The following is a 22,847-nucleotide window of genomic DNA, read 5'->3' as shown; positions in this document are numbered from 1 at the left end:
GGGCGCTGTCGCGCGCGGCCTCAGTAGGCCGAGTTGACGTTGTCGATCGAACCGTAGCGGTGGGCCGCGTAGTTGCAGGCAGCGGTGATGTTCGCGACCGGGTCGTAGATGTTGTGCGAGGTTCCGGCCACGTGGTACGTGTTGAACGTCGGGTCGATGACCTGCATGAGGCCCTTCGACGGGATGCCCTTGGCGGCGTTGCTGTCCCAGTTGTTGATGGCCTGGGGGTTGCCGGAGGACTCGCGCATCAGGTTCTTGTAGATGCCGTTGTACGAACCCGGGATGCCGTTCTTGTGCATGATCTCCAGGCTCTGGTTGATCCAGGCGTTGACGGAGCCGGAGTGCGTCGGAGCGGCGGAAGCGGTGGGGGCCATCGCCACTCCACCGGCGACGACGGCGGCGCTGGCAGCGACGACGCCGAGGGAGATCTTCTTGGCCTTGGCGGCGGAGGCGAACTTCGTCATGGCGGAGATCTGCATTCGTTTCTTTCCTTTTCCGTGGGGTACGCCATGAATTGTTGGCCGAATTCCTGGCGGGGGTCAATGCCCCCTGTTACGACCGCGATTAGTAGTGGCTTCAGGGCCTAAAGTCCCGCCACCCAGTCACCGCACGGAAATTGAGGGCCGCCGACTACTAAACGGCCCGGACTGTGGCGCACGCCATATCTGCTACGTCACACGCAGACCCCTACAAACCACCCATCGCGTGACCGGCGTCACGTGACCCCAGTCACGAATTTCGGGGCGATGTCGCGCTGCGCGCCCCTGCGGTGGCACGACGTGACCCCTCTTGGGCGGCGGCGGCGTCCCGCGGCCTCCGCGTCGTACGGACACCGCCCCCGCAGAGGGCTGAGGCAGGGCAGATTCCCCTCGTGGACCTGGGCGAACGCAGGAAGGGCCGCCGTCCCGGCACGTCCGTGCCGGGACGGCGGCCCTTCACGACCGACGCTCGCCGGCACCGCCGCCGGGCGAGGGTCACCCCCCTTCACGCGTGCTCGCGCGCCCGCGCGGGCGCGGCAGAAAGGGGACGCGCGGGAACCGGCCGGAGAGGCCAGAGGATTCCCCTTCAGGCGGGCGGGAGACTTTCCCGTCCGGGCGCCAGGACTTTCCACTCCGGGGGCCGGGACTTTCTCCCTCTCGCGCTTTCCCGCTTTCTTACTTTCCGCCTTTCAGTGGCCGGGCCTTTCGATAGCGCATCGGCGGGACCTTGGTCCCATGACCGCCGGGACTTTTCTCCGCGGACCCTTATACCACCGGGGCCGCGGTGCCGACGATCACCGTGGCGTGCCATTCCTCGGAGACCGCGACGCGCGCGCGGAGGCCGGCCCCGCTGACCGCGGCGACCGCGGCCGGGGCCTGCCGCTCCCCCGTCTCGAAGAGGAGGTGGCCGCCCGGGCCCAGCCAGCCGGGGGCCCGGGCTATGACACGGCGGAGGATGTCAAGGCCGTCGGGACCGCCGTCGAGGGCGGTGCGCGGTTCATGGTCGCGGGCCTCGGCGGGGAGCAGTCCGACGGCGTCGGTGGGGACGTACGGGGCGTTGGCGACGAGGATGTCGACGTGGCCGCGCAGCCGCGCGGGCAGCGGTTCGTAGAGGTCGCCCTCGTGGACGACGCCACCGGCGGCGGCGAGGTTCCGCCGGGCGCAGGCCACCGCGGCGGGGTCGATGTCGGCGGCGTACAGCCGCGGCCGCTCCACCTCGGCGGCCAGCGCGGCGCCCACCGCGCCGGTCCCGCAGCACAGGTCGACGACGACCGCGCCGGGGCGGGCCAGGCGGGCGGCCTCGGCGGCGAGGAACTCGGTACGGCGCCGCGGCACGAAGACCCCGGGGTCGACGGCGATACGCAGACCACGGAACTCGGCCCAGCCGACGACCTGTTCGAGGGGGAAGCCGGCCGCGCGGCGCTCGACCATGACGGCGAGCTCGGCGAGGGTCCCGGCGGCGGAGAGGAGCAGTCGCGCCTCGTCCTCGGCGAAGACGCAGCCGGCGGCGCGGAGCGCCGTGACGACGGCCTGGTGATCGGCCGGGGTGGGCACGGAAGGAGGCAATGCGGGCATGAGGGCCTTTCGGGATACCGAAGGGCGCTCGCGGTCTCCTACGCCGGGGTGGCAGCAGAGCCGTACGAAGGGAGCACCCAACCTGACATGGCGGTAATGGGTCTCACCTCCTCGGTCCGTCCACTGCTGGCGACGCCACGTTACCGGAACCCCCACGCCCCGCCCAGCCCAGGGCGGCGACGGCGGCACGGGGTCGTCGGCGTGGAAGCGCAGCGTGCGGCCGGCCGCCGGACGCGGGCGAGCTCGACGGCATCGCGCAGCCCGCAGTCGCGGTAGCCGTTGACGCGGCGCGCGGGCTCGGGCAGCAGCCCGATGCGGTGGTAGCGCCGGACCGTGCGGGGGCTGACCCCGGCGAGGGCGGCGAGTTCTCCGATGCGCATGGGGCCAGTGGAGACCTTGACGTTGCGACAAGGTCGAGGCGGGCGCGGCCACAGCGGGGCGTACAGGGGGGCGTACAGGGGAAACCCTACGGAAATCGGGCCGGCGCACGGGGACCCGAGGCTCGTCAAGGCCTGGCTGGACGGCTACGGCTCCACGCACACCGACACGCTCACCCAGTCGGTGACCGTCCCGAGCGGCTGCCGGGCCACCCTCACCTTCTGGCTGCACATCGACACCGCCGAGACCACCACGGCCTCGGCCTACGACAAGCTCACCGTCACGGCCGGGTCCACCACCCTGGCCACGTACTCCAACCTCAACAAGGCCACCGGGTACGCCCAGAAGAGCTTCGACCTGTCCTCCTTCGCCGGCTCCACCGTCACCCTGAAGTTCACCGGCGCCGAGGACTCCTCCCTCCAGACGAGTTTCGTGGTCGACGACACCGCCCTGACCACCGGCTGAGCCCCTTCCTCCGCGCGTGGGGTCCCGGTCGCCGCGAGGCGGCCGGGACCCTTTTACGTCCGGGACACGTCACAGAGAAAAGGAGGTTCATCCATGCACCGACTGCACCGACTGCACCGGCCGGCAGCCACCGTCGCGGCGACCCTCTCGGCGCTCGTGCTCACCGCCTGCGGCGGCAGCGGCGGCGACCGGCCGGGCGACGGCCCGGCGACCGGCGTGAAGCCGTGCCCCACCCGGCTCGACCTGACCGCCGCCGACACCGGCCACACCCTCTGCGTCAGCGCCGGCGCCACGGTCCGTGTCACGCTCGACGGCAGCGCCGACCGCCCCTGGTCCCCCGTCACCCTCGAGGGCGGCGCCCTGCGGGCCGGCAACGCCGGCATCGGCGCCCCCCGCGGTGACACCATCGCCGCTTACCGCGCGGCCGCCCCCGGCACGGCACGCCTCACCGCCACCCAGCCCCTGTGCGCCCAGCCCACCGCCCCGGACCAGGTAGCCTGCCTGGGGCTGCGCGAGTGGACCGTCACCGTACGGGTCGCACAGGGCTGAACACACCGGCCTCGCACAATGGTTGTACGAATCCCTGCATCGAATCGGGCACGATACGGCCAGCGCCCGACGAAGCCGTGGTAACGGATCGACAAGGGCGCCATAAGCGGTGGCCCGCTGTCATAGGCATGACGTAGCGTTTCCCCTTGCCGACAGCGGGACCACGGGTCCCCTGCCATTTCCACGATCAACCGGAGCAGCCGCACCCTGGGCGTCACCGCACATCGGCGGAGACGACGGGCGTCGTGCGACGCTCTCGACACCCCGGCTCCGCCGGGATACCTGTGGGGGGTATTCAGCACTGTGCGTACGCGCAGCATCTCGACCGCTACGGCGCTCGCGGTCATCTTCAGCTCGGCGGCACTGAGCGTCATCACGGCCGGCTCGGCCTCGGCCGCCTCCGCCACCGTCGCCTCGCCCGGCGGCATCGTCGCGGACGGCACCGTCAAGCGGGTCTTCGTCGGTGACAGTGAATCCGGCGAGATCCTGGCAACCGACTACAGCGGCAACCTCGTCGACTCGGTCAACGGCGTCAGCGGGGTCTCCGACCTGGCGGTGTCGGACGACGGCTCCACCCTCTACGCGGCGGCGCGGGAGGTCCACGAGGTGATGGCCTTCGACGCGGCCACCCTCGACCTCAAGGCCCGCTACACGGTCGGCACGCTCTACGGCCCGACCCACATCGCCTTCTCCGGCGGCAAGGCCTGGTTCACCTACGGCGACCAGTGGGACGGCGACCTGGGTTCGGTCGACCCGGCAGCCGACCCGGCCGGCACCGACGCGGTGGCCCTCGGCCAGTTCTCGGGCAAGGTCTGGGGTCAGGCGCTCCTGGACACCGACCCGTCCACGCCCGGGCTGCTGGCCGTCGGCGAGACGGGCATCTCCACCGACTCCTTGGCCGTACTCGACGTCTCCGGCGCCACGCCGCAGCAGGTCGCCCGGCACAACGGCGACTACACGCTCAACAACGGCATCCACGACATCGACATCGTCCCCGGCACCCACCAGGTGCTGGTCAACGGCAGGGACCGGAACGCCTACGCGAACGGGACGTTCACCCTCGCCGGCTCCTACCCCTCCGGGCAGGACGCCGACATCGCGCCGAACGGGCTGGTCGCCCAGAGCAGCGGCAGCAGCGTGCGGGTCTACCGGCCCAACACCACCGTGCCGCTGTCGACCTACACCACCGGCACGGGCGGCGTGGCCGACCTTGCCTGGGCCCCGGACTCCTCGCGGATCTTCGGGCTCGTGGCGGTGAACGGCGGCTACACCGTCAAGTCGTTCGCCGCGTCCGGCAAGGCGCAGTCCACCCTGAAGGTGAGTGCGCCCTCCACCGCCAAGCGGGCGACGAAGATCACCGTCACCGGCAAGCTCACGGCCGCCCTGCCCTTCCCCGCCGGCACCAAGGTCACGGTGACCCGCACCGACCTGACCGACCCGAAGGGCAAGTCGCTCGGCAGCAAGACGGTCGCGTCCAACGGTACGTTCAGCTTCACGGACACCCCGTACACCGGCGGCACCGTCACCTACTCCGCCCACTACGACGGCGACGCCACGCACACCGCCGCCCTGGGCAAGGACAGTGTCGCGGTCTCCCGCACGGCCACCTCGGTCAGCGTCAAGACCAACCACTCGACCTACTCCTACGGTTCGACGGCCACCGTCACCGGGCACCTCGGCAAGACCGGCAAGAGCCGCGTGGTGTCGATCTACGCCAAGGCAGCCGACGGCACGAAGAAGCTGATCAAGAGCGGCAAGGTCAACTCCTCCGGCGACCTGAAGACGACCTACAAGCTCACCCGCAACACCACCTTCTGGGCCTCGTTCGGCGGTGACGCCATCTCGGCGCCGAAGTCGGTGTCCCGCTCGGTCGGTACGCAGGTCAAGGTCTCCACCTCCGTCTCCCGGCACTACAAGACCGGCAAGATCGGCTCGACCACGTACTACTGGTTCCACAAGAACACCGACCCGCGGTTCACCACGACCATGACCTACCACGCCGGCCGCGCCCAGCGGTTCGAGCTGGAGGTCTACTACCAGGGCCACTGGTACGCGAACGACCCGCAGTACTTCAACCTGGGGACCAGCGGCAAGTCGCTGGTCCAGGTGCCGGCGCCGGGCGAGACCGGCATCCGGGCCCGCATGCGCTCGTCGTACATCAAGGGCAGCTCGGGCGACAGCGTGAACACCACCACCTACGGCGCCTGGAAGTACTTCTACTTCACCAAGTGACGTTCCACGCACCACATGGACGAGGCCGCCCCGATCGGTTCGGGGCGGCCTCGTCCATGTCCGGGCAGAGCGCGGAGAGTCAGACCTCGCCCGCCTCCAGCAGGTTGACGGCGGCGCCGACGATCCGCGGGTCGGGGACGCCGACGACCTCCTCGTCCTTGTCCGGATAGTCGAAGCGGGCGAGCACACTGCGCATCGCCTCGACGCGGGCGCGCTTCTTGTCGTTGCTCTTCACGACCGTCCAGGGCGCCTGCTCGGTGTCCGTCTCACGGAACATCGCGACCTTCGCCGCGGTGTAGTCGTCCCAGCGGTCCAGGGACGCGAGGTCCATGGGACTGAGCTTCCACTGCCGCACGGGATCGACCTGGCGGATGGTGAAGCGGGTGCGCTGTTCGTCGCGGGACACCGAGAACCAGAACTTCACCAGGTCGATGCCGTCGTCCACGAGCATCCGCTCGAAGGCGGGCGCCTGGCGCACGAAGCGCTGGTACTCGTCGTCCGTGCAGAAGCCCATGACGCGCTCGACGCCGGCCCGGTTGTACCAGGAACGGTCGAACATGACGATCTCGCCGGCCGTCGGCAGGTGGTCGACGTACCGCTGGAAGTACCACTGGCCGCGCTCGCGCTCGGTCGGCTTGACCAGGGCGACGACCCGGGCACCGCGCGGGTTCAGGTGCTCGGTGAACCGCTTGATGGTGCCGCCCTTGCCGGCCGCGTCACGCCCCTCGAAGACGATCACCAGCCGGCGCCCGGTCTCCTTGATCCAGCTCTGCAGCTTCAGCAGCTCGATCTGCTGGAGCCGCTTGTGCCACTCGTACTCCTTGCGCTCCATGCGGTGGTCGTACGGGTAGTTCTCCCGCCATGTCTCGACGGGGGTGCCGTCGGGGCGGATGAGCACGGGCTCGTCCTGGTCGGTGTAGTCGACCTGCATACCGGCCAGCAGGTCCGGATCGGCGGGGTGCGGGAGCGTCGCCATGTCGCCTCGCCTCTCAGGAGTGGAACTGCGGAACGATCAGATAGATGCCGTACGCCACGACCGAGGCACAGGCCAGGAAGCACAGGCCCGCGGTCGCATACGACAGGGTCGCGCCGTCCCCTGAGCCCTCGGCCCGGGAGAGGCCGAGGACACCGAGTGCGAAGACGACGACCACACCCACCGTAACCCCGGTGCTGACGGCGGCCACTTCGCCGAGGGCACTCCAGTCCAGTTGCATCGCATTTCTCCTTGTCGGACGCGGTCGGGCGCGCTCAGGCGGCCGACGGGGCGGAGGTCGCGGAGGGGCGCAGCGCCACGGTATGCGTGTCGTTCACATTCTGGGCGTGCACCGGGTTGCGGCGCGAGAGCACGACGATGAACGCGGCCACCGCCACCGCCACCAGCGCGATCACCACGGTGCCCGCGGTGCCGCCGTGCTGTACGACGCTCGCCGAGACGCCACCGACCAGCGCGGCGGCGGGCAGCGTCACCAGCCAGGCGATCACCATGCGGCCCGCGGTCCCCCACCGCACCTCGGCCAGGCGGCGGCCCAGCCCCGCGCCCAGGATGCCGCCCGAGCACACCTGCGTCGTCGACAGCGCGAAGCCCAGGTGCGCTGAGGTGAGGATCACCGTCGTGGAGGCCGCCTCCGCGGCGAAGCCCTGCGGCGACTGGATGTCGGTGAGCCCCTTGCCCATGGTGCGGATGATCCGCCAGCCGCCCAGGTACGTGCCGAGCCCGATGGCCAGGCCCGCCGACGCGATCACCCACACCGGCGGCCCCGCGTCGTGCCCGAGGGCACCAGTGGAGATCAGCGTCAGCGTGATCACGCCCATCGTCTTCTGGGCGTCGTTCGTGCCGTGCGCCAGCGACACCAGCGACGCCGACGCGATCTGCCCGAGGCGGAAGCCGCGGGTCACCGACTGCTGCCGCGCCCGCGCGGTGATCCGGTACGCCAGGTACGTCGCCAGCAGCGCCGCGATCCCCGCCACCAGGGGAGACGCGACCGCGGGGATCAGTACCTTCTCGGCCACCTTGTCGACGTGCACGCCCTTGCTGCCGGCGCCCACCCACACGGCGCCGATGAGCCCGCCGAACAGGGCGTGCGAGCTGCTGGAGGGCAGCCCCAGCAGCCAGGTCATGAGGTTCCACAGCACCGCGCCGACCAGCCCCGCGAAGATCATTCCCGGGGTGACCAGGGTGTCGTCGACGATCCCGCCGGAGATCGTCCTGGCGACCTCGGTCGACAGGAAGGCGCCCACGATGTTCAGCACGCCACTGATGAGGACCGCGGTACGCGGTCGCAGAGCTCCCGTTGCGATGGACGTCGCCATCGCGTTCGCCGTGTCATGGAAGCCGTTGGTGAAGTCGAAGGCCAGCGCGGTCACGATCACGACCGCCACGAGAAACGTGATGTGGTCCATGCCACTTGAGGAAAAGGGCTCCACACGTACGCCGGGCGACACCCACATGACCCCCGCGGGTACTTCTTGTCATGAGCAGGCGCATGCCCTCGGGACAGCTACCTGACGCAGCGTTCGAGGCCGTCGGGGGCGTAGCAGGGGAGGTGGCCGTGGGCCCTGACGATGTCCTGGCCGGGGCCGTAGAGCATGTAGTCCACGAAGCCGGCGGTGAGGCTGTCGGGGGCGGGGGTGCCGAAGGTGTAGGCGTACTCGATCTCGTTGAAGGGATAGCGGGCGTCGCCGTCGGAACCGGTCGAGGGGGCACGGCCGTTGATGCTCACGGTGTGCAGGCCCTCGGAGGCGGTGGCGGCGCCCAGTTCCGCGTAGCCGATCGCGCCGTCGAGGCGGCCGACGGTGGAGAGGACGTCCGCGGTGCTGTCGAGTTCGCAGCGGATCACCGTGTCGTCGGGGGAGTTCTTGTCCTCGCAGTTGCGCGAGGTGAACGAGGGCTCGCCCCGGCCGGCGAGGACACGGCGGCGGAAGATCTCGCGGGTACCGGAGTCGGCGTTGCGGCTGACGAGGGAGATCGCGCGGTCGGGGCCCCCGACGTCCTTCCAGTTGACGACGGAGCCGTCGAAGATGCGGCGTATCCGGTCGAGCGACAGGTTCCTGACGGGTATGCCGTCGCTGACCACGAGCGCGAAGGCGGAGACGGCGACCCGGTGCTCCTCCAGCTGGGAGAACCCGGCCGGCGCGGGGCCGTCCGACATGGCGACGACCGCGGACCCGTGGCCCGCCGCACCGGCCTTCGCGAGCTCGCGGACACCCCGGTCGCTGGCGTTGGCGTCGACCCCGATCCCGGAGTCGGCGCACTCCGCGGCATAGCGGTGGGCCAGATCCCGCATGACCGGGGCGAAGGCCGTGGACCCGGTGACGGTCAGCTTGCCCGTGGCGCAGCCGATGGGCGGCGGCGCGTCCTCACGGACGACGATGATGGTGGCCAGCACCGTGACGCAGACGGTGAGCAGGATGGTGATCCACCGGGTCGCACGGCTGAACAGCGGGGGCGAGGCGTCGACGGGCATCGCCTTGTTGGGGACGACGACGCCGTCGCGGATGCCGCCGGTGATCCGGACCCCGCCGCCGACGTGGCCGCCGGTGAGCAGCACCAGCAGCTTGTAGTGCTGGCCGCGGTTGAGCGGCACGCGGGGGAGGTGGATGACGTTGCCCTCGTGGCGGACCCCGCCCTCGCCGCCGGCCGGGGCGAAGTGGTCCATCAGCCCCCCGGCGTCGACCTGGGTGACGGCCACACCCCGGACCAGACGGCCGGCGAAGACCACATTGAGTGCCCGGTGCGGGTCACGGTTGGTGTAGTCGCTGTCGGCGATGCTCTCGCCGCCGTCGTTCTCGATGCGGAGCAGGACGAGGGTGGCGTCCACCATGTCCGGCAGGTCGTTGAAGAGACCGAGCCGCACGTTGGTCGCGCCGGCCTCGCCGTCCGGGTCGTCGCTGCCGATCGGGGTGTCCATCTGGACGCGGTAGCCGATGCGCTTGCGGCGCGGCACCCGGCGCTCGTACCAGACCACCCCGACGGAGACCACCAGACCGACGATCGCGGTCATCACCGCCACGATGTTGTCGGCACTCAGCCAATCGCCCATGCGCGTTCTCGCATCCCCCGTGTGTCAGCGGTGCCGTCCGTGCCCGTGGTGACGGTCCGGTCGGATCCGGTCACCGTACGAGGGCGAACGGACGCCGGTGACGCTTTACCTGTCCTGCCGTCAGATGTTCGTCCCGCGTTTCCGGCGGGGACGGGAGCCGTCCTTGGCGCCGGCCGGGCAGCCGGCGCACACTCCAGTCGAAGCCGCCCCGGCACACCACCTCGCCCGCCGCGTCCCGGACCTCGGCGACCGTGGCGATCCGCACGCGGTCGCTCTCCCCCGCCAGCAGGGGCCGCAGCACGGCGCGTTCGGCCGCGCCGAGCACGCACGACGCGACGAGCCGTCCCCGGGCCGGGGCCAGGAACTCCATCGTGGCCGCCGCACCCAGCGGCACGACGCCCCCGAACTGCGCGGGCTCCTCGCAGGCCGCGACGAGCGCGGCCGATCCGGCCGCGTCGATGAGCGCGACGAGGCCGCTCGCGTGCAGGCTCCCGGTGGCGTTCCGCAGCGCGTCCGGCGTCTCCAGCGCCCCTTCCGCGGCGCCGTCCTCGGCGCGGACCACCTCGATCCCCGCGGTCCGGTTGGCCGGCACGGGTTCCGGCAGCGCGCGTGCGAGCGCGGTGGCGTCCATAACGTCAGCGTGCCAGCGCCGTCCGACGGGGGAGTGACACCCAGTCGTCCGGCGCCTCACAAGCCGGCGTGCGCGCCCCTCACTCGCCGCCCTCCAGGTCGCCCTCGGTCTCCAGGAACGCCTCGCGCAGGGCCGCGACGACCTCCGGGTCGGGCTCCGCCCACATCCCCCGGGACTCGGCCTCCAGCAGCCGTTCGGCCATGCCGTGCAGGGCCCACGGGTTGGCCTCCTGGAGGAAGGCCCGGTTCTCCGGGTCCATGACGTAGGTGCGGGCCAGCTTGTCGTACATCCAGTCGGCGACGACACCGGTGGTCGCGTCGTAGCCGAAGAGGTAGTCGACGGTCGCGGCCAGTTCGAAGGCGCCCTTGTAGCCGTGCCGCCGCATCGCCTCGATCCAGCGGGGATTGACGACCCGGGCGCGGAACACCCGGGAGGTCTCCTCGACCAGGGAGCGGGTGCGGACGGTCTCGGGGCGGGTGGAGTCGCCGATGTACGCCTCGGGTGAACGCCCGGTCAGCGCACGGACGGTGGCGACCATGCCGCCGTGGTACTGGTAGTAGTCGTCGGAGTCGGCGATGTCGTGCTCGCGGGTGTCGGTGTTCTTCGCGGCCACCGCGATCCGCCGGTAGGCGGTCTCCATCTCCTCCCGCGCCGGGCGGCCGTCGAGACCGCGGCCGTACGCGTAGCCGCCCCAGACCGTGTAGACCTCGGCGAGGTCGGCGTCGCTGCGCCAGTCACGGCTGTCGATGAGCTGGAGCAGGCCCGCGCCGTAGGTGCCGGGACGGGAGCCGAAGATCCGGGTGGTGGCACGCCGTTCGTCGCCGTGGGCGGCGAGGTCGGCGCGGGTGTGCGCGCGGACGAAGTTGGCCTCGCCCGGCTCCTCAAGGCCCGCGACCAGGCGCACGGCGTCGTCCAGCAAGCCCACCACATGGGGGAAGGCGTCGCGGAAGAAGCCGCTGATGCGCAGGGTGACGTCGACACGCGGGCGGCCCAGCTCCTGCGCCGGGACGGCCTCCACGCCGGTCACGCGGCGCGACGCGTCGTCCCACACCGGGCGTACGCCGAGCAGCGCCAGCGCCTCGGCGATGTCGTCGCCCGCGGTGCGCATCGCACTGGTCCCCCACAGCGACAGGCCCACCGACTGCGGCCAGGTGCCGTCGTTGTCCTCGCGGTAGCGGGCCAGCAGCGAGTCCGCCAGCGCCTGCCCGGTATCCCAGGCGAGCCGGCTGGGCACTGCCTTGGGGTCGACGGAGTAGAAGTTGCGGCCGGTCGGCAGGACGTTGACCAGGCCGCGCAGCGGGGATCCCGAGGGGCCGGCCGGCACGAAGCCGCCGTCCAGGGCGTGCACGACGGCGTCGATCTCGTCCGTCGTACGGGCCAGCCGCGGCACGACCTGCCGGGCCGCGAAGTCCAGCACCCGCGCGACCTCCTCGGACAGGCCCTTGGCGACCTCGGCGACCGCCTCCGGGGCCCAGGCGGCGTCCTCCATCGCCTGTACCAGCGCGCGGGCCTGCTCCTCGGCCGCGTCGGCGGTCGTGCGGGTGGCCGCCGACTCGTCCAGGCCCAGGGCCTCGCGCAGTCCGGGCAGGGCGGCGGTGCCGCCCCAGATCTGCCGGGCGCGCAGGATCGCCAGCACCAGGTTGACCCGCGCGGCGCCGGCGGGCGCCTGGCCGAGCACATGCAGGCCGTCGCGGATCTGGGCGTCCTTGATCTCGCAGAGCCAGCCGTCGACGTGCAGCAGGAAGTCGTCGAACTCGGCGTCGTGCGGCCGGTCCTCCAGGCCCAGGTCGTGGTCGAGCCTGGCCGCCTGGATGAGCGTCCAGATCTGGGCGCGCACGGCGGGCAGCTTGGCCGGGTCCATGGCGGCGATCGCGGCGTGCTCGTCGAGCAGCTGCTCCAGACGCGCGATGTCGCCGTAGGAGTCGGCGCGGGCCATCGGCGGCACCAAGTGGTCGACGAGGGTGGCGTGGGCGCGGCGCTTGGCCTGGGTTCCCTCACCGGGGTCGTTGACGAGGAACGGGTAGATCAGCGGCAGGTCGCCGAGGGCCGCGTCGGGGCCGCAGGCGGCGGACAGGGCCGCGTTCTTGCCGGGCAGCCACTCCAGGTTGCCGTGCTTGCCCAGGTGGATCATCGCGTCGGCGCCGAAGCCGCCCTCGGCCTGTGCACTGGCGATCCAGCGGTAGGCGGCCAGGTAGTGGTGGGAGGGCGGCAGATCGGGGTCGTGGTAGATCGCGATCGGGTTCTCGCCGAAGCCGCGCGGCGGCTGGATGACGATCAGCAGATTGCCGCGGCGCAGCGCGGCCAGCACGATGTCGCCCTCCGGGTCGCGGCTGGTGTCCACGAACATCGAGCCGGGCGGCGGACCCCAGTGCCCGGTGACCGCGTCGCGCAGCTCCGCCGGGAGCGCGGCGAACCAGCGGCGGTAGTCGGCGGCCGGGACGCGCACCGGGTTGCGGGCCAACTGCTCCTCGGTCAGCCAGTCCTGGTCGTGGCCGCCCGCCTCGATCAGCGCGCGGATCAGCTCGTCACCGTCGCCCGAGGACAGCCCGGGGATCTCCTCCGCGGGCCCGAAGTCGTAGCCCTCCTCGCGCAGCCGGCGCAGCAGCGCCACCGCGCTGGCCGGGGTGTCCAGTCCCACCGCGTTGCCGATACGGGAGTGCTTGGTCGGGTACGCGGACAGCACCAGCGCGAGGCGGCGCTCCGCGGGCGGTATGTGCCGCAGCCGCGCGTGACGCACGGCGATCCCGGCGACGCGGGCGGCGCGCTCGGGGTCGGGCGTGTAGACCGGCAGGCCGTCCTCGTCGACCTCCTTGAAGGAGAACGGGACGGTGATCAGCCGGCCGTCGAACTCGGGGACGGCGACCTGCGTCGCGGCGTCCATCGGGGACAGCCCCTCGTCGCTCCCCTCCCACACAGCCCGCGAGGAGGTCAGGCACAGCGCCTGGAGCACCGGCACGTCGAGCGAGGTCAGCGCGCCCGCGTCCCACGCCTCCTCGTCGCCGCCGGCGGACGCTTCCGCGGGGCGGGTTCCGCCCGCGGCCAGCACGGTGGTGACGATCGCGTCCACACCGGTCAGCGCGGAGAGCAGTTCCGGCTCGGGTGCCCGCAGCGAGGCGACGTACAGGGGCAGCGCACGGCCCCCGGCCTCCTCGATCGCCACGCAAAGCGCCTCCACGAAGGCGGTGTTGCCGCTCATGTGGTGGGCCCGGTAGTAGAGGACGGCGACCAGCGGGCCCTCGGTGGCGGCCGCGGAGCGCTCCAGGCGGCCCCAGGACGGGGCGGAGGCCGGGGGCTCGAAGCCGTGACCGGACAGCAGCACGGTGTCGGAGAGGAAGCGGGCCAGCTGGGCGAGGTTGGCGGGGCCGCCGTGCGCCAGGTAGGCGTGGGCCTCGGCGGCGGTGCCGACCGGCACCGTGGACAGCTCCATGAGCTGCGCGTCCGGGGCCTGTTCACCGGTGAGCACGACCACGGGGCGCGGGCCGGCGAGCAGCGCATCCAGTCCCTCCTCCCAGGCCCGGCGGCCGCCGAGCAGGCGGACGACGACCAGGTCGGTGCCGTCGAGGAGCGCGGGCAGTTCCCCCGCCGTGAGTCGTGCCGGGTTGGCGAGCCGGTAGGGGACCGGCCCGTCCGCCGCACGGGCGCTGAGCAGATCGGTGTCGGACGTCGAGAGCAGCAGGATCACGTCGGGCGTGCCTTCCTCGGGGTCCGCGCCCCGGGCCGGTGGATGACGGCGGGAGTTCCTGGCTCCCGCGGCCCGGCATTACCCGTGGGCCGCGATGACAGTGGCGGGACCGCACCGGAATCGCACCGGTTTCCTCCCCTGGCGCCGTCGATGGCGTGGGCGCGACCCGAAAGCCGTCCCACTCGCATAGTAAGGGCTGGTGACGTTGCATGGGCCGTACACCTCCCAGGTGCCCGCGGGTATGCTCGCGGCCATGCCCACCGCCCCGGAATCCCCCGTGAACGGCGCCTTCGCCGTGCCCGCGGCGGGGCCCGCCGCCCGCGGGGACGCGTGCCCCGGGGCACTGCGGCTGCACGCCGCCGACGACGGTCCGCTGGCCCGGATCCGCATACCCGGCGGTTTGTTGACGTCCCATCAGGCAAATGTGCTGGCCGACGCCGCCGACGACCTCGGCGACGGCCGTCTCGACCTCACCTCCCGGGGCAATCTGCAACTGCGCGGCCTGCGCGCACCCGGCGCGGCGACCGCCCTCGCCACACGACTGGCCGCCGCGGGACTGCTCCCCTCGTACGCCCACGAACGGGCCCGCAATGTCATCGCCTCTCCCCTCGGCGGCCTCGACGGCAACGGGTACGCCGATGTGGCGGCCTGGGTGGCGGAGTTGGACGCCCTGCTGTGCGCGAGTCCCGCGGCGGCCGGGCTGTCGGGGCGATTTCTCTTCGCCTTCGACGACGGCCGCGGCGATGTCGCCGCACTGGGCGCCGATGTGACGGTGATCGCACGGCCCGGCCGCGCCACCGCCGAACTCCGCCTCGCAGGCACACCCGTCGCCCACGTGCCCGCCGCCGACGCACCCCGCTGGGCGCTGCGCGCCGCCGAGGCCTTCCTCACCCTTGCCGCCGGACACCCCACCCGCGCCTGGCGCCTCGCCGACGTCGACCCCACGGGCGCCCGCACCGCGGGGCTCCTGCCCGGCGCGGACGACCTCCCGCTCCGGAGCGGACCGGCCGGACCCCCAGGCGGGCACCGGGCGGGCCCCGCGCTCGGAGCCGTCCCCCAGCCCGGCGGCGGCACGTGGGTGCTGTCGGCCGGGGTACGGCTGGGGCGGGCGACCGCCGAGGCGTGGCGGGTCCTTGCGGAGGTCGCCGACGCGGCCCTCGGGCAGCTGCGGGTGACGCCGTGGCGCGGCGTGGTCGTGCCGGGCGCAGCGTCGGCCGGAGCACCCGAGGTGCTGGAACGCCTGGCCGGGGCGGGCTTCCTGACCGGCGAGGACTCTCCGTGGCGCGGCGTGACCGCGTGCGCCGGACAGCCCGGCTGCGCCAAGTCCCTCGCGGACGTACGGGCGGACGCCGTGGCCGCGGTGCGCGCCGGGGCCGCAGGTCCCGGACTGCCCCTGCTGCCCGTCCACTTCTCCGGCTGCGCACGCCGCTGCGGCCACCCGGACGGCGCCCGGGCCGACGTCGTGGCCACCGCCGCCGACCGCTACCGCGTCACCGTGGGCGACACCTCCGCGAGCACCTCCGCCCTGGACCTGCCCGCCGCCGTCGCCGCCGCCCGCCGTACGACTCCACCACCACCGAGGACCACGACGTGACCGAGTACGAGAAGGACGGCGCGGAGATCTACCGCCGGTCGTTCGCCATCATCCGCGCCGAGGCGGAACTCGACGCCCTGCCGCCGGACGTCGCGCAGGTCGCCGTCCGCATGATCCACGCGTGCGGCATGACCGACCTCGTCCGCGACCTGGCGTTCAGCCCGTCCGTGGTCGCGGACGCGCGCGCCGCGCTGCGCGCCGGGGCACCGATCCTCTGCGATGTGCAGATGGTCGCCAGCGGCGTCACCCGCAAGCGGCTGCCCGCGGACAACGACGTGGTCTGCACCCTCTCCGATCCCGCCGTGCCCTCGCTCGCCGCCGAACTCGGCACCACCCGCAGCGCCGCCGCGATGGAACTGTGGCGGGACCGCCTGGAAGGCGCCGTCGTCGCCGTCGGCAACGCCCCCACCTCGCTCTTCCGGCTGCTGGAGATGGTCGAGGCGGGCGGCCCCCGGCCCGCGGCCGTCATCGGCGTGCCGGTCGGATTCGTCGGCGCGGCCGAGTCCAAGGACGCCCTGGCCGCCCACCCCGCCGGCCTGGAGTACCTGATCGTGCGCGGCCGGCGCGGCGGCAGCGCGCTCGCGGCCGCCGCCCTCAACGCCCTTGCCACGGAGGACGAGATCATATGACCACCGGCCGTCTGTACGGAGTGGGCCTCGGCCCCGGCGACCCCTCCCTGATGACCGTGCGCGCCGTGGACGTCATCCGCTCCGCCGACGTGATCGCGTACCACTGCGCCCGGCACGGCCGCAGCATCGCCCGCTCGATCGCCGCGGCGCACATCCGCCCCGAGCAGATCGAGGAGCGGCTGATGTACCCCGTGACGACGGAGACCACCGACCACCCCGGCGGCTACCGCGGCGCCCTTGACGACTTCTACGCGGAGTCCGCCGAACTGCTCGCCGCGCACCTCGACGCGGGCCGCACGGTCGCCGTGCTCGCCGAGGGCGACCCGCTCTTCTACGGCTCGTACATGCACATGCACAAGCGGCTCGCCGACCGCTACCCGGCCGAGGTGATCCCCGGCGTCACCTCCGTCAGCGCGGCCGCCGCGCGCATCGGGCGGCCGCTGGTGGAGGGCGACGAGGTGCTGACGATCCTGCCCGGCACCCTGCCGGAGGAAGAACTCGCCGCACGGCTCGCGGCCACCGACGCGGCGGCCGTGATGAAGCTCGGGCGCACCTTCCCCGCCGTGCGCCGCGCGCTGGAAACGGCCGGGCGGCTGGCCGACGCGCACTACGTCGAGCGGGCCACGATGGACGCCGAGCGCCTGGCGATGCTGGCCGACGTCGACCCGGACTCGGTGCCGTACTTCGCCGTCGCGGTGCTGCCCAGCCGGATCGGCGAGCGCCCGGCCCCGCGTCAGGCGGAGGGCGAGGTCGTGGTCGTCGGCCTCGGGCCGGCCGGCCCGATGTGGCTGACGGCCGAGGCGCGCGCCGCGCTCGCCGAGGCGGACGAACTCGTCGGCTACACCACGTACCTGGACCGCGTCCCGGTCCGTCCCGGGCAGCTCCGGCACGCCTCCGACAACCGCGTCGAGGCCGAACGCGCCGAGTTCGCCCTCGATCTCGCGCGGCGCGGACGGCGGGTGGCCGTCGTGTCGTCCGGCGATCCCGGCGTCTTCGCGATGGCGACGGCCGTGCTGGAGGCCGCCTCCGCCGAGCCCTACCTCGACGTGCGGGTGCGGGTGGTGCCCGGCATCACCGCCGCGCAGTCGGCGGCGGCGCTCGCGGGCGCGCCCCTGGGGCACGACTACGCGGTGGTGTCGCTGTCCGACCGGCTCAAGCCCTGGACGGTGATCGAGGAGCGGCTGCGCGCCACGACCGCCGCCGATCTGGTGCTCGCGCTCTACAACCCGGCGTCCCGCAGCCGCCGGGAACAGCTGGAGCAGGCGCTGAAGGTGCTGCGGGAGGGCCGCGCGCCCGGCACCCCGGTGGTCGTCGCGCGCGACGTCGGCGGCCCGGAGCAGGCGGTGCGGATCACCACGCTGGAGGACCTGGACCCGGCGGCCGTGGACATGCGCTGCGTTCTGCTCGTCGGCTCCTCGCAGACCCGCGCGGTTCGGCGCGGCGACGGCACGACGGTGGTGTGGACGCCGCGCCGGTACCCGGCCTGACGCCCCCGCACCGCCTCACGCCCCGCCGCGCAGCCACTCCACAGCGCCCGCCACATCCGGGACGGCCGCGACGCCCGGCGGGGCGGGCGGACGGCGCACGATCACCACGGGCAGGCCGAGTTCGCGGGCGACGGCGAGCTTCGGGGCCGTCGCCGCGCCGCCGCTGTCCTTGGTGACCAGGACGTCGACGCGGTGGCGGGTCATGAGCGCCCGCTCCCCTTCGTGGGTGAACGGGCCGCGGTCCAGGACGACTTCCATGCGCGGCGGGTACGGCGGCTCGGGGGCGTCCACGGACCGCACCAGGAACCAGCGGCCGGCGTCCCCCGCGAAGGCCGCCAGGCCCGTGCGGCCCGTGGTCAGGAACACCCGCCCGCCGAGCGCGGGCAGCAGGGCGGCGGCCTCCGCGGGGGAGTCCACCGGGTGCCAGCGGTCGCCGGGAGCGGCGACCCAGCCGGGTCGGCGCAGGCCCAGCAGGGGCACCCCGGTCGCCGAGGCGGCCGCGGCGGCGTGGGCGCTCATCGTGCCGGCGAACGGGTGGGTGGCATCGACCACCACGTCGACGGCGTGCTCCCGCAGCCACCGCACCAGCCCCTCGGTGCCGCCGAAGCCCCCCGTCCGCACCTCCCCCGGCGGCAGCCGGGGTGCGGCCACCCGGCCCGCGAGCGAACTGGTCACCCGCCAGGCCGCCGGGTCGCAGGCCAGCGCCTCCGCGAGGCGGCGGCCCTCCGTGGTGCCGCCGAGGATCAGGACGTGCGCTTGCTTGCCGGTCACGGGCGCACTGTACGGGGAGCGCCCAACGGGCCGTGACGCCCGGCCGCGGCGGGCGGCCCCCCGCCCGGATCCCGGGCGGCCTGTCCGTGCCGGCCTCTAGGCTCGGGCCATGAGAGCCGAGGGAACGTTCACTGTGAAGAGCTTCGTGCCGGCCGCACTCGTGCCCGAGCCGGCCGTCACGACCGGGACGCCGGTCGGCGTCGCCACCATCGAGAAGGCCTTCGAGGGCGAGGTCGCCGGGCGCTCGGCGACCCTGTTCACCGCCGCCTACGACCAGGCCACCGGCGTCGGCACGTACGTCGCGATGGAGTCCTTCGAGGGCGCGCTGAACGGCCGCGAGGGCACCTTCAACTTCGCGCACTCGGCGACCACGTCGGGCGAGGACCGCACGGCGGAGTTCTTCACCGTCGTGCCGGGCAGCGGCACCGGCGCGCTGGCCGGGATCACCGGCACCGGCGGGCTGGCCGTCGACACGGACGGCACGCACCGCATCCGGTTCGACTACGAACTCGGCGGCTGAGCCGCGCAGTTTGCCGCGTGGCGGTGGACGCGCTCCGCCGAGTACAGGTGGCTGTCGCGGAACTGCTCCGCGCCCAGGGTGCGCCCGACGATGATCACGGCCGTGCGGACCACGCCCGCCTCCTTCACCCGCTCCGCGATGTCGCCCAGCGTCCCGCGCAGCACCAGCTCGTCGGGGCGCGAGGCCATCGCCACGACCGCCGCCGGGCAGTCGGCGCCGTAGTTCGGGGTGAGCTCGGCGACCACCCGGTCGACGTGGCGGGCGGCCAGGTGCAGCACGATCAGCGCGCCACCGCGGCCGAGCGTCGCCAGGTCCTCGCCCTCCGGCATGGGTGTGGCCTGCTGCGCGATCCGCGTGAGGATCACCGTCTGGCCGACGGTCGGCACCGTCAGCTCCCGCTTGAGCGCGGCGGCGGCCGCCGCGAACGCGGGGACGCCGGGGACGACCTCGTACGGGATGCCGGCCGCGTCCAGGCGGCGCATCTGCTCGGCGACGGCGCTGAACACCGACGGGTCACCGGAGTGCAGGCGGGCGACGTCGTGGCCCTGCTCGTGGGCGCGGACGAACTCCTCGGTGATCTGGTCGAGGGTGAGCTGCGCGGTGTCCACCAGCCGGGCGTCCGGCGGGCAGTCGGCGAGCAGTTCGGGCGGCACGAGGCTGCCGGCGTACAGGCACACCTCGCTGCGGGCCAGCACACGCAGCCCGCGCAGGGTGATCAGGTCGGCGGCGCCCGGCCCGGCGCCGATGAAGTGGACGGTCATGGTTTCTGCTCCCCTGCGGGCTTGACGGCGGACCACTGGGTGACGGGCATGGCCTGCCGCCAGCCCGTGAAGCCGCCGACCGGCACGGCGTGGGCGACGGCGAGGCGGACGAGGTCGCCGCCGTACCGGGCGTACCACCGCGCGAGCAGGGCCTCGGACTCCAGCGTGACGGTGTTGGCGACCAGCCGGCCGCCCGGGCGCAGGGCCGCCCAGCAGGCGTCCAGCAGACCGGGGGCGGTGAGTCCGCCGCCGACGAACACCGCGTCGGGGGCGGGCAGTCCGGCCAGTGCCTCCGGCGCGCGGCCGGTCACCACCCGCAGCGCGGGCACGCCGAGCGCGTCGGCGTTACGGGTGATGCGCTCCGCGCGGACGGCGTCACGCTCCACCGTGACCGCCCGGCACGAGCGGTGGGCCCGCATCCATTCGACGGCGATCGAGCCCGAGCCGCCTCCGACGTCCCAGAGCAGCTCGCCGGGGGCGGGCGCGAGCGCGGCGAGGGTGGCGGCCCTTATGTGACGCTTCGTCAACTGACCGTCGTGCTCGTACGCGTCGTCCGGCAGGCCGGGGACCAGACCGAGCCTGCGCGTGCCGGAATCGGACACGCACTCCACGGCGACGACGTTCAGCGGATCGCCGGGGGCGTGCGGCCACCGGCCTGCGGTGCCCTCCAGGACGCGTTCGCGGTCCGAGCCCAGCTGCTCCAGCACCCGCATCCGGCTGGCGGCGAAGCCGCGTTCCCGCAGCAGCCCCGCGACCTCGGCGGGCGTCCCGGCGCCCGCGCTGAGCGCCAGCACGCGACGCCCGTCGTACAGGGCAGCCGCCAGCGCCGCCAGCGGGCGGCCCACCAGGCTCACGACCTCGGTGTCCTCCACCGCCCAGCCGAGCCGGGCGCACGCGTACGCCACCGACGAGGGATGCGGCAGCACATCGAGCCGCCCCGCGCCCAGCACCTCGGTGAGCGTCCGCCCGATCCCGTAGAACATGGGATCGCCGCTGGCCAGCACCGCGATCCGGCGTCCCGCGTACGCGGCCGTCAGCCCCTGCACGGCCGGCCGCAGCGGCGACGGCCACGCGACCCGCTCGCCCGCGACCTCCTCAGGCAGCAGGCCGAGTTGGCGCGGTCCGCCGATCACGACCTCGGCCGCGGCGAGCGCCGCCCGCGCATCGGCGGGCAGCCCGCCCCAGCCGTCCGCTCCGACCCCGACGACGGCCACACGGGCGGACGCGTCGTCCATCTACGGGGCACCTCGCAAGTCGGCGTATTCGGTCGGGCACAGCAGCCGCAGCCTACGCGAATCCCCCGCTACCCCCCGGGCCGGGGCTTCTCCCCCTCTGACGTTCCCCCTGGCGGGGCGCCGAAGGGCGCCGTAGGGCACCGTCTCCGCGGGGGCCGCCCGTAGGATGCGCAGCGTGCGCGACATCGCGGTTTTCAGCGGCAGTGCCCATCCCCACCTCGCGGCCGAGCTCTGTGCCCACCTGGGGGTGAAACTCAGCCCGACGCGGGTCAGCCGGTTCGCCAACGACTGCCTGGAGGTGCAGTTGCAGGCCAACTGCCGTGAGCGGGACGTCTTCCTGATCCAGCCGCTGGTGGCGCCCGTCCAGGAGCACCTGGTGGAGCTGCTGTTGATGTGCGACGCCGCGCGCGGCGCGTCGGCGGCCCGGATCACCGTGGTCATGCCGCACTACGCCTACGCGCGGTCCGACAAGAAGGACGCCCCCCGCATCTCCATCGGGGGGCGTCTGGTCGCCGATCTGCTGGTCGCGGCGGGCGCGAGCCGCGTGCTCACCATGACTCTGCACTCCCCTCAGGTGCACGGCTTCTTCAGCGTGCCGGTCGACCACTTGCACGCGCTGCGCGAGCTGGCCGCGCATTTCCGCGGTCACGACCTGTCCCGCGCCACGGTCGTCTCCCCGGACCTGGGGAACGCCAAGGAGGCCGCCGCCTTCGCCCGGATGCTGGGGGTGCCGGTCGCTGCCGGGGCCAAGCAGCGCTTCGCCGACGACCGGGTGAGCATCAGTTCCGTGATCGGCGAGGTCGCCGGGCGGGACGTCATCGTCCTGGACGACGAGATCGCCAAGGGCAGCACCGTCCTGGAACTGCTGGAGCGGCTGCGGGAACTGGGCGCCCGCTCGGTTCGCGTCGCCTGCACGCACGGCCTGTTCGCAGCGGGCGCCCTCAAGCGCCTGTCGGACGAGCCGGAGGTGCTGGAGATCGTGTGCACCGACACCGTGCCCGTCCCCGAGGCACAGCGCACGGCGAAGCTGACGGTGCTGTCCGTGGCGCCGGCGCTGGCCGAGGCCGTGCGCCGGATCCACGACGGCGAATCGGTCAGCGCCCTGTTCGATCCGGCCTGATCAGCCGTCCCCGCGTGCCATGTCGGAGTCCGCCCGGGAGGCCGCGCTCTCGGCGTCGTTCACGGTCCGGGTGAGGTCGGAGGGGACCGGGGCGACGGAGCGGGACCGCCGGACGAGGCGGGCGCGGCAGTGTCTGGCGGTCAGCAGGGCGACGCAGACCGCGGCGGTGACGGCCAGGACGGCGGCGCGGCGGCGCGGCGGCGGATCACGAAGCGGCGCCGTCGTGGTGGTCGGCGCACCAGTCCTGGACCTTGCCGAGGTCCGTGCGCCGCTGCTGAAGCGTCGGCACCAGGGAGGTGCGGAAGGTCAGCCGGTCGTTGAGGTAGGTCTCGATCTCCGTGTGGCCGGCCGCCTCGGCGGCCGCCACCCGCTGCTGGAGACGCTTGATCGGACCGCGCCGCGTCACCGGCCCGTCCAGCCGCTTCGGTGCCCGTTCGATGCGGGCGTCGATCCGGTCGGCGCGCTTGCACAGGGCCTTGGCGCCGTCGCCCTTCGGGGCCGGCGCGGTGGTGGCGGCGCCCGCCGGGGCGGCGAGTCCCAGCACGGTGACGACGGTGGCCAGGGCCACGGCGATGGTACGGCGTCGCATGACGTCTTCCTTCGGGTCGCGGGGCGACCACGTCCGGCGCGCCCTCGCGGACGCCGCCGAGCGCGGCGTGCCCACCGTCGGCCAGGGCCAACGAGAAGCCGCCCAGCCGC

18 protein-coding genes, 3 pseudogenes and 1 riboswitch are annotated in these 22,847 nt (G+C 73.4%); of the genes and pseudogenes, 8 read left to right on the top strand and 13 right to left on the bottom strand.

Annotation, left to right across the window (positions count from 1 at the left end):
- Positions 1-20: 20 nt before the first annotated feature.
- The 3 genes and pseudogenes from RV983_RS19320 to RV983_RS19310 form a co-directional block, all read right to left on the bottom strand.
- A pseudogene (locus RV983_RS19320) lies at positions 21-323 on the bottom strand (transglycosylase SLT domain-containing protein); the annotation flags it as partial.
- 921 nt (positions 324-1,244) lie between these two features.
- Positions 1,245-2,054 carry a putative protein N(5)-glutamine methyltransferase gene (locus tag RV983_RS19315; RefSeq protein WP_475987011.1) on the bottom strand — a complete coding sequence of 270 codons (810 nt, stop codon included), beginning with the start codon at positions 2,052-2,054 and terminating at the stop codon, positions 1,245-1,247.
- Between the two features lie 224 nt (positions 2,055-2,278).
- Positions 2,279-2,434 (bottom strand): annotated as a pseudogene (locus RV983_RS19310) (MerR family DNA-binding transcriptional regulator); the annotation flags it as partial.
- 127 nt (positions 2,435-2,561) lie between these two features.
- On the opposite strand from RV983_RS19310, the pseudogene RV983_RS19305 reads away from it, so the two are divergent.
- From RV983_RS19305 to RV983_RS19295, 3 genes and pseudogenes are all read left to right on the top strand, one after another.
- Positions 2,562-2,897: pseudogene (locus tag RV983_RS19305) on the top strand (hypothetical protein); the annotation flags it as partial.
- A gap of 93 nt (positions 2,898-2,990) precedes the next feature.
- Complete coding sequence (locus RV983_RS19300; RefSeq protein ID WP_475987010.1) at positions 2,991-3,446, top strand: hypothetical protein; 456 nt, start codon at positions 2,991-2,993, stop codon at positions 3,444-3,446.
- Between the two features lie 303 nt (positions 3,447-3,749).
- Positions 3,750-5,678 carry an Ig-like domain repeat protein gene (locus tag RV983_RS19295; protein ID WP_475987009.1) on the top strand — a complete coding sequence of 643 codons (1,929 nt, stop codon included), beginning with the start codon at positions 3,750-3,752 and terminating at the stop codon, positions 5,676-5,678.
- Between the two features lie 79 nt (positions 5,679-5,757).
- On the opposite strand, the gene ppk2 is transcribed toward RV983_RS19295, so the two are convergent.
- From ppk2 to cobN, 6 genes are all read right to left on the bottom strand, one after another.
- Positions 5,758-6,654: a polyphosphate kinase 2 gene (ppk2, locus tag RV983_RS19290; protein ID WP_475987008.1), complete on the bottom strand. Its 897-nt coding sequence runs from the start codon at positions 6,652-6,654 to the stop codon at positions 5,758-5,760.
- Between the two features lie 13 nt (positions 6,655-6,667).
- Positions 6,668-6,892, bottom strand: a complete 225-nt coding sequence (locus RV983_RS19285) for a hypothetical protein (RefSeq protein WP_475987007.1) — start codon at positions 6,890-6,892, stop codon at positions 6,668-6,670.
- 34 nt (positions 6,893-6,926) lie between these two features.
- Positions 6,927-8,078 (bottom strand): inorganic phosphate transporter, encoded by a 1,152-nt coding sequence (locus tag RV983_RS19280; protein WP_475987006.1) that lies wholly within the window; start codon positions 8,076-8,078, stop codon positions 6,927-6,929.
- A gap of 98 nt (positions 8,079-8,176) precedes the next feature.
- The gene (locus RV983_RS19275) at positions 8,177-9,718 is read right to left on the bottom strand and encodes a substrate-binding domain-containing protein (RefSeq protein ID WP_475987005.1); all 1,542 of its coding nucleotides are present in this window, start codon (positions 9,716-9,718) and stop codon (positions 8,177-8,179) included.
- Between the two features lie 70 nt (positions 9,719-9,788).
- Positions 9,789-10,349, bottom strand: a complete 561-nt coding sequence (locus RV983_RS19270) for a PaaI family thioesterase (RefSeq protein WP_475987004.1) — start codon at positions 10,347-10,349, stop codon at positions 9,789-9,791.
- 79 nt (positions 10,350-10,428) lie between these two features.
- Positions 10,429-14,031: a cobaltochelatase subunit CobN gene (gene cobN / locus RV983_RS19265; RefSeq protein WP_475987003.1), complete on the bottom strand. Its 3,603-nt coding sequence runs from the start codon at positions 14,029-14,031 to the stop codon at positions 10,429-10,431.
- A 30-nt stretch (positions 14,032-14,061) separates the two neighbouring features.
- A riboswitch (cobalamin riboswitch) is annotated at positions 14,062-14,224 on the bottom strand.
- Positions 14,225-14,284: 60 nt separating this feature from the next.
- Here cobN and cobG point away from each other — a divergent pair.
- Genes cobG through RV983_RS19250 form a run of 3 tightly spaced genes read left to right on the top strand, consistent with a single transcriptional unit; the run spans position 14,285 to position 17,741 of the window.
- Positions 14,285-15,625 carry a precorrin-3B synthase gene (gene cobG / locus RV983_RS19260; RefSeq protein WP_475987002.1) on the top strand — a complete coding sequence of 447 codons (1,341 nt, stop codon included), beginning with the start codon at positions 14,285-14,287 and terminating at the stop codon, positions 15,623-15,625.
- Complete coding sequence (locus RV983_RS19255) at positions 15,622-16,254, top strand: precorrin-8X methylmutase (RefSeq protein ID WP_475987001.1); 633 nt, start codon at positions 15,622-15,624, stop codon at positions 16,252-16,254. Before cobG ends, RV983_RS19255 begins: the two co-directional genes overlap by 4 nt.
- The gene (locus RV983_RS19250; RefSeq protein WP_475987000.1) at positions 16,251-17,741 is read left to right on the top strand and encodes a precorrin-2 C(20)-methyltransferase; all 1,491 of its coding nucleotides are present in this window, start codon (positions 16,251-16,253) and stop codon (positions 17,739-17,741) included. Before RV983_RS19255 ends, RV983_RS19250 begins: the two co-directional genes overlap by 4 nt.
- A gap of 15 nt (positions 17,742-17,756) precedes the next feature.
- Here RV983_RS19250 and RV983_RS19245 read toward each other — a convergent pair whose 3' ends face one another.
- On the bottom strand, positions 17,757-18,512 hold the full coding sequence (locus tag RV983_RS19245) for a cobalt-precorrin-6A reductase (RefSeq protein ID WP_475986999.1): 756 nt from the start codon (positions 18,510-18,512) through the stop codon (positions 17,757-17,759).
- Positions 18,513-18,621: 109 nt separating this feature from the next.
- Between RV983_RS19245 and RV983_RS19240 the strand changes: the two genes are divergently transcribed.
- A complete protein-coding gene (locus RV983_RS19240; protein WP_475986998.1) occupies positions 18,622-19,032 on the top strand; it encodes a DUF3224 domain-containing protein in 411 nt (136 codons plus the stop codon).
- Here the strand turns inward: RV983_RS19240 and cobM are convergent.
- Both cobM and cbiE read right to left on the bottom strand, forming a co-directional pair.
- Complete coding sequence (gene cobM / locus RV983_RS19235) at positions 19,014-19,793, bottom strand: precorrin-4 C(11)-methyltransferase (RefSeq protein ID WP_475986997.1); 780 nt, start codon at positions 19,791-19,793, stop codon at positions 19,014-19,016. The two genes, RV983_RS19240 and cobM, sit on opposite strands and share 19 nt — an antisense overlap.
- Positions 19,790-21,028 carry a precorrin-6y C5,15-methyltransferase (decarboxylating) subunit CbiE gene (gene cbiE, locus RV983_RS19230; protein ID WP_475986996.1) on the bottom strand — a complete coding sequence of 413 codons (1,239 nt, stop codon included), beginning with the start codon at positions 21,026-21,028 and terminating at the stop codon, positions 19,790-19,792. Before cbiE ends, cobM begins: the two co-directional genes overlap by 4 nt.
- A 175-nt stretch (positions 21,029-21,203) precedes the next feature.
- On the opposite strand from cbiE, the gene RV983_RS19225 reads away from it, so the two are divergent.
- Positions 21,204-22,148, top strand: a complete 945-nt coding sequence (locus RV983_RS19225) for a ribose-phosphate diphosphokinase (protein WP_475986995.1) — start codon at positions 21,204-21,206, stop codon at positions 22,146-22,148.
- Positions 22,149-22,353: 205 nt separating this feature from the next.
- On the opposite strand, the gene RV983_RS19220 is transcribed toward RV983_RS19225, so the two are convergent.
- Positions 22,354-22,737, bottom strand: coding sequence for a hypothetical protein (locus RV983_RS19220; RefSeq protein WP_475986994.1), 384 nt, complete (start codon positions 22,735-22,737; stop codon positions 22,354-22,356).
- Positions 22,738-22,847 lie beyond the last annotated feature (110 nt).

This window comes from Streptomyces sp. RLA123, from assembly GCF_056270165.1.
Note: the sequence above shows the minus strand (reverse complement) of the source record. Positions and strands in the feature narration are given on the sequence as shown.